Source organism: Rhodopseudomonas palustris (genome assembly GCF_003031265.1).
Lineage (GTDB): Bacteria > Pseudomonadota > Alphaproteobacteria > Rhizobiales > Xanthobacteraceae > Rhodopseudomonas > Rhodopseudomonas palustris_H.
The window spans coordinates 5,138,673-5,151,559 of sequence record NZ_CP019966.1; the positions used below are offsets into that span (position 1 = coordinate 5,138,673).

7 protein-coding genes are annotated in these 12,887 nt (G+C 64.3%); 6 read left to right on the forward strand and 1 reads right to left on the reverse strand.

What is annotated here, in order from left to right; all coding sequences use genetic code 11:
- The first annotated feature begins 268 nt into the window (after nt 1–268).
- From RPPS3_RS23835 to RPPS3_RS23850, 4 genes are all read left to right on the forward strand, one after another.
- Entirely contained in the window at nt 269–2,815 is a 2,547-nt protein-coding gene (locus RPPS3_RS23835) for a glycogen/starch/alpha-glucan phosphorylase (protein ID WP_234820047.1), read from the forward strand.
- Between the two features lie 503 nt (nt 2,816–3,318).
- Nucleotides 3,319–4,152 carry an acyl-CoA thioesterase gene (locus RPPS3_RS23840; protein WP_107346261.1) on the forward strand — a complete coding sequence of 278 codons (834 nt, stop codon included), beginning with the start codon at nt 3,319–3,321 and terminating at the stop codon, nt 4,150–4,152.
- 55 nt (nt 4,153–4,207) lie between these two features.
- Nucleotides 4,208–5,191, forward strand: a complete 984-nt coding sequence (gene rocF / locus RPPS3_RS23845) for an arginase (protein ID WP_107346754.1) — start codon at nt 4,208–4,210, stop codon at nt 5,189–5,191.
- Between the two features lie 216 nt (nt 5,192–5,407).
- The gene (locus RPPS3_RS23850) at nt 5,408–7,027 is read left to right on the forward strand and encodes an ABC-F family ATP-binding cassette domain-containing protein (protein ID WP_107346262.1); all 1,620 of its coding nucleotides are present in this window, start codon (nt 5,408–5,410) and stop codon (nt 7,025–7,027) included.
- Nucleotides 7,028–7,255: 228 nt separating this feature from the next.
- Here RPPS3_RS23850 and RPPS3_RS23855 read toward each other — a convergent pair whose 3' ends face one another.
- A complete protein-coding gene (locus RPPS3_RS23855) occupies nt 7,256–8,449 on the reverse strand; it encodes a DUF2125 domain-containing protein (RefSeq protein ID WP_107346263.1) in 1,194 nt (397 codons plus the stop codon).
- Nucleotides 8,450–8,609: 160 nt separating this feature from the next.
- On the opposite strand from RPPS3_RS23855, the gene RPPS3_RS23860 reads away from it, so the two are divergent.
- Complete coding sequence (locus RPPS3_RS23860) at nt 8,610–9,194, forward strand: gamma-glutamylcyclotransferase (RefSeq protein ID WP_107346264.1); 585 nt, start codon at nt 8,610–8,612, stop codon at nt 9,192–9,194.
- 94 nt (nt 9,195–9,288) lie between these two features.
- Nucleotides 9,289–12,810, forward strand: coding sequence for a leucine-rich repeat domain-containing protein (locus tag RPPS3_RS23865; RefSeq protein WP_107346265.1), 3,522 nt, complete (start codon nt 9,289–9,291; stop codon nt 12,808–12,810).
- The last annotated feature ends 77 nt before the right edge of the window (nt 12,811–12,887 follow it).

A 12,887-nucleotide genomic window follows, 5' to 3' on the forward strand; every position in this document is an offset into this window, starting at 1 on the left:
TGCTGAGACCATAGATATAGACGGCGCACCGCGCCGAATCGCGATGATAACTCAAGACCTTGCAGAATGTTCTAAATTTGTTCTTATCGGGTGGCGCGCGAGGCCGCAACTTTTGGCCCCGCCCTCTGGCTCATCAGGGTGTTCCCGCCTTGAAACCTGCCCGGCGCCCGTAGATCAGGCAGCCCGAGTCGCGGATTTTGCACAAAAGCCGGGCATCCCGCCGCAACGATGCCCTCGTCATGGGTTTCGATCCGGGACTATTGTTTGTATGGTCGTGGTCTCATCCGCTTGGAATGGTCACTTGCCCGTGCAGTCGTTACCAGAAAAAAATTCCTCCCAGTCGGCGCCTCTGGATGAGCTGGCGCTCGCGGAGATCAAGAGCGCGATCCTCGCCAAGCTGACCCTGGCGATCGGCAAGGAAGCCGCGCACGCCACCAAGCACGACTGGTACAAGGCCTCCGCCTTGGCGCTGCGCGACCGGATCGTGCACCGCTGGCTGGTGTCCGAGAAGGAGAGCTACGACGCCGGCCGCAAGCGGGTGTATTACCTGTCGCTCGAATTCCTGATCGGCCGGCTGTTCACCGACTCGCTGAACAATATGGGCCTGCTGGCGCAGTTCGACGCCGCGCTCGGCGATCTCGGCGTCGGCCTCAACGACCTGCGCAAATGCGAGCCCGACGCCGCGCTCGGGAATGGCGGCCTCGGCCGGCTCGCCGCCTGCTTCATGGAAAGCATGGCGACGCTGGAGATCCCGGCCTACGGCTACGGCATCCGCTATGACTACGGCCTGTTCCGCCAGATCATTAATCACGGCTGGCAGCAGGAATTCCCCGACGAGTGGCTGAGCTTCGGCAACCCGTGGGAATTGCAGCGGCCGGAGGTGGTCTATCAGGTCAAGTTCGGCGGCCATGTCGACCAGGTTACCGACGCCAAGGGCTACACCCGCGCGGTGTGGACGCCGGGCGAGACCGTGCAGGCGATCGCCTACGACACCCCGATCGTCGGCTGGCGCGGCGAGCACGTCAACGCGCTGCGGCTGTGGTCGGCGCGCGCGCCGGACCCGCTGCTGATCGACGTGTTCAACACCGGCGACTATCTCGGCGCCACCGCGCACGAGGCGCGCGCCGAGGCGATCTGCAAATTCCTGTATCCGAACGACGAGAGCCCGGCGGGCCGCGAGCTGCGGCTGCGCCAGGAGTATTTCTTCGTCTCCGCCTCGCTGCAGGACCTGATCAAGCGGCACCTGGATTCCGACGGCCAGATCCGCAACCTCGCCAAGAAGGCGGCGATCCAGCTCAACGACACCCATCCGTCGCTGGCGGTCGCCGAGCTGATGCGGCTTTTGGTCGACGTCCACGCGCTGCGCTGGGACGACGCCTGGAACATCACGGTCGCGACGCTGAGCTACACCAACCACACGCTGCTGCCCGAGGCGCTGGAGACCTGGCCGCTCGACCTGTTCCAGCGCACGCTGCCGCGCCACCTCGAAATCATCTACCGGATCAACGAGGCGCATCTCGGCCTCGCCGAGGCGCGCAGCCCGGGCGATATCGAATTCCGCGCCTCGGTGTCGCTGATCGACGAGAAGGCCGGCCGCCGGGTGCGGATGGGCCATCTCGCCTTCATCGGCTCGCATCGCGTCAACGGCGTCTCGGCGATGCATTCCGACCTGATGAAGGAGACCGTGTTTCACGATCTCAACTTCCTCTACCCCGGCCGCATCACCAACAAGACCAACGGCATCACCTTCCGGCGCTGGCTGACGCTGGCCAATCCGGGCCTGACCGATCTGGTCCGATCGGTGGCCGGCGACGAGGTGCTGGACGATCCGACCCGGCTGGAGCGGCTCGAAGCCTTCGCCGGCGACGGCGCATTCCAGCAGCAGTTCCGCTCCGTCAAGCATCGCAACAAGGTGGCGCTGGCGCGGCTGATCGGTGAGCGCAACAACATCCGGATCGATCCGAGTGCGCTGTTCGACGTCCAGATCAAGCGCATCCACGAATACAAGCGGCAGCTGCTCAACGTGCTCGAGACCATCGCGCTGTATCAGGCGATCAAGGACGAGCCGAACCGCGACTGGGTGCCGCGCGTCAAGATCTTCGCCGGCAAGGCCGCCGCGAGCTACCGCTACGCCAAGCTGATCATCAAGCTGATCAACGACGTCGCCGAAGTGGTAAACAACGACGCTTCGATCGGCGGCAAGTTGAAGGTGGTGTTCCTCGCCGACTACAATGTCAGCCTCGCCGAAGTGATCATTCCGGCCGCCGACCTGTCGGAGCAGATCTCGACCGCCGGCATGGAAGCCTCCGGCACCGGCAACATGAAGCTGGCGCTGAACGGCGCGCTGACGATCGGCACGCTCGACGGCGCCAATATCGAAATCCGCGATCTGGTCGGCCCGGAGAACATCGCGATCTTCGGCATGGAAGCGCTGGAAGTGGTGGCGCGCCGCGCCCAGGGCCTCGACGCCACCGACGTCATCAACCGTTCGCCGCAACTCGCCAACGCGATCCGCGCGATCGACTCCGGCGTGTTCTCGCCCGACGACCGCGCCCGGTTCGCCTCGGTGGCGCACGCGCTGCGCCACCTCGACCACTACATGGTCAGCGCCGACTTCGACAGCTACTACGAGGCCCAGCGCGGCATCGACGCGCGGTGGCGCGCCGGCTCTGCCTGGACCCGCGCCGGCATCCTCAACGTCGCCCGGATGGCGTGGTTCTCGTCCGACCGCACCATCCGCGAATACGCCGAAGAGATCTGGAACGTGCCGACCAAAACGGCGACCCAGCCCTCGCCGGCAAGGCAGGCGGGATAGAGCGCTTCATCGATTGATTGAAGCGGATTTGGCCTTTGCCAAGCGTCCGAAGTCCTCATCCTGAGGAGCCCGGCAAAGCCGGGCGTCTCGAAGGATGAGGAGCCACATCGCCTGCGGCGCATGGTTCGAGACGGCGCTTCGCGCCTCCTCACCATGAGGCTCTACAAGCTGCGACCGCTAGGAAGTTCGGTCCTGATTCTGTCAAAAGCAGAGATGCTCTAGTCGACGCTCGGCCGAGAGCGGCGCACTCCTCTCAGGTCCGTCATTCCGGGGCGCGAGCGCAGCTCGCGAACCCGGAATCCCGAGATTCAGGGCCCTATTTTCCAACACCTGCGAGATTCCGGGTTCGCGCGTTTCACGCGCGCCCCGGAATGACGTGCGCATGTGGCCCGCGCGCTGCCGCAGCCCTGCCCTCATCACATGATGACCGACAGCCATTGCGCCCGGCTGCGCCGCGGTGCAAGCTGGCGCCACAACAAGAGCAACAACACGGGAAGCGCACCATGGACGCCAAGGTCGAACACACGCCGCATCCGTTCGATGCCGCGACGCGCGTGGATTTCGAAAGCGGGCGCTGGCAGGGCGCGACCAGCGACGATTACCACGCCTTCGTCGGCCAGTTCGGCGGCGCCACCGCGGCGACGCTGCTGCGGGCCCTGATGCAGCAGCCGGAGCGCGCCGGCGATCCGCTGGCTTTCACGGTGAACTTCTGCGCGCCGATCAGCGCCGGCAGCTTCGATCTGGCGCCGCGGCTGATCAAGGCGACGCGCTCGACCCAGCATTGGGGCGTCGAACTCAGCCAAGGCGACGCCGGCGTCGAAGTGTTCGCCACCGCGGTGTTCGCCCAGCGCCGCGAGACCTGGACGCACCGTCCCGCCGAGATGCCGAAGACCGCCGCCTATGACGAGGCTCCGGTGTATGCGCGCGGCGGCGCGGCGGCATCGTGGATCCGTCAGTTCGAGTTTCGCTTCGTCGAGAACGAGCCGAACTTCGGCGATGGCCCGCTGCCGGAGCCGGCGAGCCCGCACACCAAGGCGTGGATCGGCCACGCCGTGCCGCGCACGCTCGATTTGTTGTCGCTGTCGGCGATCGCCGATGCGTTCTTCGCGCGGATCTTCCACGTCCGCGGTGAATTGTTGCCGATCGGCACGGTGTCGATGACGACGTATTTCCATGTCGACGCCGCCGATCTCGCCGCCGAGCCGATCACCGCGGTGCTCGGCGTCGCCGACGCCAACGTGTTTCACAAGAGCTTCTCCGACCAAACCGGCGAATTGTGGTCGCCGAGCGGGCGGCTGCTGGCGACCACGCATCAGATCACCTATTTCAAAGCCTGAGTTGGCGCAGCGCTCCGGCGCGCGTCACGCGCGCATTTGAAGGGGCGTCATGGCGATGTCGCAGACCGAAGTCGCTCACAGCGAGCTCGCGCGGCGCGTCGCGCTGCTCGGCGTGCCGATCGAGATCGGCGCCGGCCTGCGCGGCACGCTGATGGGACCGGCCGCGCTCCGCACCGCCGGGATCGGCCGCGTGCTCGATCAGCTCGGCTTTGCGGTCGAAGATCACGGCGACATGACGCGGCCCGCGGCTGGCGGCGGCAACGATCCGGTGCCGGCCAACGCCAATTACTACAGCGAGGTGAAGAGCTGGGTCGGCGCGATCTCGACGCGCGCCTATGAGCTGGCGAGATCGGGCGCGGTGCCGCTGTTCATGGGCGGCGACCACAGCCTGTCGATGGGCTCGGTCAACGGCGTCGCGCGCTACTGGCAAGAGCAAAATAAGCCGCTGTTCGTGCTGTGGTTCGATGCCCATGCCGACTACAACACGCCGACGACGACGCTCACCGCCAACATGCACGGCATGTCGGCGGCGTTCCTGTGCGGCGAGCCGGGGCTCGACCATCTACTCGGCGACGAGCCGCGGGTGTCTGTCCCGCCGAGCCGGCTCGACCTGTTCGGCATCCGCTCGATCGATCCGCTCGAGAAAGAGCTGGTGCGCGCCCGCGCGATCCCGGTGGTCGACATGCGGGCGATCGACGAATTCGGCGTCGGCGTGCTGATCCGCCGCGTCATCGACCGCGTCCGTGCCGCCGGCGGCGTGCTGCATCTGTCGTTCGACGTCGACGTGCTCGATCCCTCGGTCGCGCCCGGCGTCGGCACCACCGTGCCGGGCGGCGCCACCTATCGCGAGGCGCATCTGGTGATGGAGCTGCTGCACGATTCGAGGTTGGTCCGCTCGGTCGACATCGTCGAGCTCAACCCGTTCCTGGATGAGCGCGGCCGCACCGCCCGCGTCGCGGTCGAACTCATCGGCAGCCTGTTCGGCATGCAGATCACCGACCGGGTGACCCCGACCAACGCGGTGCTGCCAGAGGGGTGAGCGCCCTCCCCGCGGTAGTCATTCCGGGGCGCTCGCCCTTGCGAGCGAACCCGGAATCTCGCAGTTTTGGAAACGACGGAGTGGCAGAACTCTTCGGGATTCCGGGCTCGCGAGCTGCGCTCGCGCCCCGGAATGACGCCGCGTTGGGCCGTCGAACTGGCATCGCTCGGCCATATCGGCTAAACGCGCCGCAGCATTTCTCCCCCGCGTGAGCCCATGATCCGTCTCGACAACATCTCCAAGCAAAACGGCCACCAGATCCTCTACATCGAAGCCTCCGCAACGCTGCTGCGGGGCGAGAAGATCGGGCTGGTCGGGCCGAACGGCTCCGGCAAGACCACGCTGTTCCGGATGATCACCGGCCAGGAACAGCCGGACGAGGGCCAGGTGTCGGTCGATCGCGGCCTGACCATCGGCTATTTCAGCCAGGACGTCGGCGAGATGAGCGGCCGCAGCGCCGTCGCCGAGACCATGGAGGGCGCCGGCCCGGTCAGCGAAGTCGCGGCCGAGCTGAAGGAGCTGGAGCACGCACTGGCCGATCCGGACCGCGCCGACGAGATGGAGCAGATCCTCGAACGTTACGGCGAGGTGCAGCACCGCTTCGAGGAGCTCGACGGCTACGCGCTGGAAGGCCGCGCCCGCGAGGTGCTGGCGGGTCTATCGTTTTCGCAGGAGATGATGGACGGCGACGTCGGCAATCTGTCGGGCGGCTGGAAGATGCGCGTGGCGCTCGCCCGCATCCTGTTGATGCGCCCCGACGTGATGCTGCTCGACGAACCGTCGAACCACCTCGACATCGAAAGCCTGATCTGGCTCGAGCAGTTCCTCAAGGGCTTCGAGGGCGCGCTCTTGATGACCTCGCACGACCGCGCCTTCATGAACCGCATCGTCAACAAGATCGTTGAGATCGATGCCGGCACGCTGACCAGCTACACCGGCGACTACGAATTCTACGAGGGCCAGCGCGCGCTCGCCGACAAGCAGCAGCAGGCGCAGTTCGAACGGCAGCAGGCGATGCTCGCCAAGGAAGTGGCGTTCATCGAGCGCTTCAAGGCGCGCGCCTCGCACGCCGCCCAGGTGCAGAGCCGGGTCAAGAAGCTGGAGAAGATCGAGAAGGTCGAGCCGCCGCGCCGCCGCCAGATCATCGCGTTCGACTTCCCGCCGGCGCCGCGCTCGGGTGAAGACGTCGCCAGCCTCAGCCATGTCCGCAAGGCTTACGGCAGTCACGTCATCTATGACGATCTCGACTTTGCGATCCGCCGCCGCGAGCGCTGGTGCGTGATGGGCATCAACGGCGCCGGCAAGTCGACGCTGCTCAAGCTGGTCGCCGGCACCACCGCGCCGGACGACGGCAGCGTCACCATCGGCGGCAGCGTCAAGATGGGTTACTTCGCCCAGCACGCGATGGATCTGATCGACGGCGAACTCACCGTGTTCCAGTCGCTGGAAGAGTGGTTTCCGCAGGCCGGGCAAGGCAGCTTGCGCGCGCTCGCGGGCTGCTTCGGCTTCTCCGGCGACGACGTCGAGAAGCGCTGCCGCGTGTTGTCCGGCGGCGAGAAGGCCCGGCTGGTGATGGCCAAGATGCTGTACGACCCGCCGAACTTCCTGGTGCTGGACGAGCCGACCAACCACCTCGACATCGCCACCAAGGAAATGCTGATCAAGGCGCTCGCCGACTTCGAAGGCACCATGCTGTTCGTCTCGCACGACCGCCACTTCCTGGCGGCGCTGTCGAACCGCGTGCTGGAGCTGACGCCCGAAGGCGTCCACAAATACGGCGGCGGCTACACCGAATACGTCGCCCGCACCGGGCACGAAGCGCCGGGCCTGCATTAGCCTAGTTAGTTATTGGCAGGGCAGCGCGTCTGTCACCTCTCCCGCTTGCGGGAGAGGTCGGATCGCGTAGCGATCCGGGTGAGGGCACTCCTCTCCGCGATTAACCGACTCACTGCCTGAGGCGCCCTCACCCCAACCCTCTCCCGCAAGCGGGAGAGGGAGCGCGCTGCGGATCGCGGGAACGCTTACTTCAAACGGCCCGCGGGGCGCCGCTTACTAAGCGTTGCCTCAGAACAGCGGCTTGGTCTGCCCCACCTTGAGCGGGCCGAGCATCACGGCGCCTTCGACGAAGCGCAGCGGGAAGGCGCGGGCGGGACGGCCTTCCAGCTTGGTCTCTTGGCCGAGCGCGTCGATGCCGGCGACGGCGGCGACATTGGCATTCTTGCGCACCACCTGGCCGAGGCCCGGAATGGCGCGGTCGAGCGCGCCGAGCACATTGTTGACGTCCTTGGCGCGAACGCCGGGCGCCAGCCGGTCGAGCGTCGATTGTGACACGCCCTGCTCCAGCATCTTGTCGATGCCGAGCTTGGGGATCACCTGGTCGAGCCCGGTGGCCACCATCTGCAATTCGCCGTCGACATAGCCCTGCGCGGTCAGCCCGAGCGAACCGGTCGCGACCGCCACCATGTCGCCCTGCTGGATCCGCGCCTGCTCGAACTGGATGCGGCCGCCGGCGGCCTGGATCTCGCGGAAACGCTGCGGCCACGGCTTGGGGCGGAAGTCCTTCAGGCCGCTGATCAACAGACGCAGATGCGCATCGAACGGATCGGCGAGCAGCGGATGCAGGTCCTGCACCGACGTGCCATCGAGGCTGAGATCGACTTCGAGCTGGCGCGGCTCGGCGCCGGTGGCCTCACGCTGCCGGCCGTGCAGCTCGGCGTGGCGGGCGCGCGCCAGCAGCACGCGGGTGTCGCCGCGGAAACCGTCGAGCGCCGGCTCGTCGAACACCAGGGCGACCCGCTCCGGCGTGCCCGGCAGTCCGGCCACGCTGCTGCGGGCGGTCTTCCAGTTCAGCTCCATCGACACCGGCTGGCCGCGGTCGGCGAAGCTCGCCGGGCCCTTGAACTCGGCGATCAGCAGGCTCGGCTGATACAGCGACGACACCACCAGGATCTCGCCGAGCTTGGCTGTCACCGGGGTCTGGGTCGCGGCCTGCTGCGCGGTCTGCGAAGTCAGCGCGACGCTGGCGTTCTCGCAGCGAACCTCGAGGCGGAACGGAAAGCCCGCCACCGAGCGCTGGCCGCAATCATAACTGCGGCCGGCGGCCGCCTCGCGCGCGCGCCACTGGTCGACGATGCGGTCGACCTGGCTTGCCGAGAACAGCCAGAATGCGCTCCAGGCGAGCGCCGCCAGCACCACCACGCCGGGGAGCAACAGCACCGGCCACAGCGGGCGGCGGGGGGAAATCGTGGAATCTGCCATCGCGCCTACTTAAGGGGAGAAGCCCGAAAAGGGAATCCGCGACCGGCTGCCGCACGCCATGCCGCGAACGCGGCCGACCCGCGCGGCAAACCGCTCACGCTTCATGGCCCGATGGGGTAAGGACTGAATTTGTCATTTGCACGATAGCCCGCCTGCACGCATGTCCGCCAAAACGCTCACCGAATCCGAACTGTCCGAGGGCGACCTCTGGGTGTTCGGCTATGGCTCGCTGATGTGGAATCCCGGCTTCGACTTCGTCGAGCGGGTGCCGGCGCGGCTGATCGGCGAGCACCGGGCGCTGTGCGTGTATTCGTTCGTCCACCGCGGCACGCCGGAACAGCCCGGCTTGGTGCTCGGGCTCGACCGCGGCGGCGCCTGCCGCGGCATCGCGTTCCGCGTCGCCGACGCGCACCGGATGGCGACGGTGGCTTATTTGCGTGAGCGCGAGCAGGTCACCAGCGTGTATCGCGAGGTCAAGCGCTCGGTGTGGCTGGAGGACGACGCCTGTCGCCGGATCAGCGCGCTGACTTACGTGGTCGATCGCGGCCACGCGCAATATGCCGGCCGGCTGTCTTACGCCGAGCAGCTTCGCCACGTCCGCCAGGGTCACGGCCGCTCCGGCCCCAACCGCGATTACGTGATCGCCACCGTGAAGGCGCTGGAAACCCAGGGCTGCCGCGACGTGCCGCTGCACCAACTCGCCGAAGCGCTGCGCGACGAAGCGCCGGTACATTCTGGCCAGTGAGCCGCGGTGAGCTGACCTCACATCCTACAGTTGTGACGACAGCCTGCCAAAGGCTACATTTCGATGCATTCTTTCTTTTCTTCAGGCTTGGCAGATGGACGGATTAGCGATCGCCCGAGAACGCATTGCCCAGGAAGCGAAAGCTCAGACGGGTGTCCTGGATCTCGGAGGGCTTGGGCTTTCTGAACTTCCCGAGGAATTATTCGCGCTGAAGCATTTGCGCAGCCTCAATCTGGGTTCGACCAGTACGCAAACCCGCGATAGGCGCTTTTCTTGGCGCAAGCCCGCTGAGGCTAACCGGCTCGGAAGACAAGCCAATCGCCTCTTCGAGCTCACCTCGCTCGAAGAACTCGACCTTGAGTGGACCGACCAAGAGAGTCTTGCGGGGATCGAGCGCCTCCCCAACCTGCAGACGCTCTATTGCTCCAACGCCCAGGTGAGCGATCTCGCACCCATCGCCGCGCTCGCCAACCTGCAGACGCTCTATTGCTCCAACACCCAGGTGAGCGATCTCGCACCCATCGCAGCGCTCGCCAACCTACAGACGCTCTATTGCTCCAACACCCAGGTGAGCGATCTCGCACCCATCGCAGCGCTCGCCAACCTGCAGACGCTCGATTGCTCCAACACCCAGGTGAGCGATCTCGCACCCATCGCAGCGCTCGCCAACCTGCAGACGCTCGATTGCTCCAACACCCAGGTGAGCGATCTCGCACCCATCGCCGCGCTCGCCAACCTCCAGACGCTCTATTGCGGCGACAGCCAGGTGAACGATCTCGCACCCATCGCAGCGCTCGCCAACCTGCAGACGCTCGATTGCTCCAACACCCAGGTGAGCGATCTCGCACCCATCGCCGCGCTCGCCAACCTCCAAACGCTCGAGTGCTCCAGCACCCAGGTGAGCGATCTCGCACCCATCGCCGCGCTCGCCAGCCTGCAGACGCTCGAGTGCGGCGACACCCAGGTGAACGATCTCGCACCCATCGCAGCGCTCGCAAACCTGCAGGCGCTCTATTGCGGCGACACCCAGGTGAAAGATCTCGCACCCATCGCAGCGCTCGCAAACCTGCAGACACTTTATTGCTTCACCACTCAGGTGAGCGACCTCGCACCCATCGCCGCGCTCGCCAACCTCCAAACGCTCGATTGCTCAAACACCCAGGTGAGCGATCTCGCACCCATCGCCGCACTCGCCAACCTCCAAACGCTCGATTGCTCAAACACCCAGGTGAGCGATCTCGCACCCATCGCCGCGCTTATCAAATTGCAAATACTCGATTGCTCCAGCACCAAAGTGAGCGACTTTACACCACTCACCACGCTCGCCAACCTGTATATGCTTCGTTGCTCTCGCTCCCGGCTCAAGCATGCGCCCGAGAGCATCTGGCTCACAGCATCTCTACGCGAGCTGTATCTCCATGAAACAGTCCTTCCGGGCGTCCCATCGGAAGTACTATCTCAGCATGGCTGGGAGAATTGTCTCGCCCCCCTTCGCGCACATCTCCGCGATCTTGAAGCAGGAGAGGAGCCGATCTCCGACGTCAAACTAATGGTGCTCGGCAATGGCCGCATTGGGAAGACCCAGATTTGCCGCCGCCTACGCGGAGAACCATACGACGCTGCGATTGATTCAACACACGGCATCTTCGTCAACTCCGCCGTGTTAACCTGTGACAGCAACTCAGCGGTTCGATTGAACATCTGGGACTTCGGCGGCCAGGATATCTATCATGGCACGCATGCGCTGTTCATGCGGAGCCACTCGGCCTTTCTGCTCGTCTGGACACCCGCTTTTGAGGACACAGCCGAACGTGCACATAGTGGGCTCGTTTTTCGCAACCAGCCGCTGGTCTATTGGCTGGACTACATCCGCCAGTTCGGGGGCGACGACTCTCCTGTCATCGTTACTCAAGCGCGGTGCGACTCTTGGAAAGAGGAGAAGCTCCAGCCACCGGCTTCGGACTCGATCCTCAATCGATTTGTCTTTCCACCGCGTATTGTTCGATACAGTTCGCGGACCGATTACGGGCGCGGGAGTCTGGACGAGGCTTTGAAACAAGTTGTTTCTTACTTGAAAGAACAATCTGGGACGGCCGTGATCGGGTTGGGACGCGCGAAGGTCAAGCGACAAATCGAAGAGTTGCGGGACGAAGATGCAAAGCTCCCAATTCTAGAGCGTCAGAATCGAACGATCAGCCGCGCGGTGTTCGAAAATTTCTGCAAAGAGGCCGGAATCGATAGTCCCGACCCTTTGCTGTCTTATCTGCACAACGCCGGCACATTGTTCTACCGCAAGGGTTTATTTCACGATCATATCGTCATCGACCAAAACTGGGCATTGGAGGCAATCTACGCGGTCTTCCATCGCGAAAAATGCTTCGTCAAGATCAGGCGACTTCACGGCCGGTTCACGCAATCCGACCTCGCGGATTGGATCTGGAATGAAGCCGGCTATGGGGAGAAAGAGCAGCAGCTTTTTATCAGCATGATGGAGTCCTGCGGCATCTGCTTCGTGCACCGTGCGGCCGTTCTGGAGAAGAGAATTGAAGCAGAATACATCGCTCCAGACCTCCTGCCTGATCGAACCGAAACAGATATCGACCAGAAATGGGATGCTGGTCGGCCATCCGAGTCGGTTGAATTCCGCTACGACCTGCTGCCGACGTTTCTGACGCGCGCGATCATTTCACGCATCGGCGGTGGCGCCGGACTGGCCGCCGACTATTGGCGCGACGGGGTCTACCTCTACGAAGCAGATACCGGCAGTCGGGCGCTGGTCGCTCAACGCCGGGACGACTCCGGCTTTGGCGGCAGCATCATTATCCAGACGCAACGCGGCCGTGCCAGCGCACTGCTTGCTCGGCTAACGAAGCTGGTGGAACTGGAACAGCAGCGTCTGGGGATCTCCTCGACCACAACGGGGCAACGACCGATTCATGCGGAAGCACGCCCGGATGAGGCCACAAAACATACCACAACTATGCGCGAGGAACCGCTGAAATTCACCCAGGAGCCGACCAAGCAGCCAGAATACTTCGTGTCCTACGCCTGGGGAGACAACACAGTCGACGGCCGCAACCGAGAAACAGTCGTGGATGACCTGTGCGCAGCTGCGGAGGCGCGCGGAATTACGATACTTCGCGACAAGAAAATGCTCACGGTCGGTGACCGTATCTCAAAATTCATGACACGGCTCGGCCGCGGCAACCGGGTCTTCATTGTGTTGAGCCAGAAATACCTGCAATCTCCCTATTGCATGTATGAGCTTGCCGCAGTTTGGCGAAACAGTCGCCAGGACGACGACGAATTCCTCAAGAGGATTCGAGTGTACGCGTTGGACGACGCCAAGATTTGGACCCCAACCGACCGCGCGCAATGCGCCGTCTTTTGGCGCAAGCAGAGCAATGAGCTTGAACAAATCTTAAAGGACCACGGTCCGGACGTCCTCGGTGACCGAGACTTCGACCGTTCTCGACTGATGAAAGAATTTGCGCATCAGATCGGCGACATACTCTCAACGATCACGGACGTTCTGCAGCCACGAACGTTTGAAGAGTTAAAGCAGTATGGCTTGGCAGATCTTCCAGACGAGCAGCAATCCTTGGCGCAACACTGAGTTGCGGCCAAGGATTATCCTAGGTCCTCAAGGGTCTTGAGATCCAAAGCGGTCGAGAGCGAAATCGACCAGCGGCG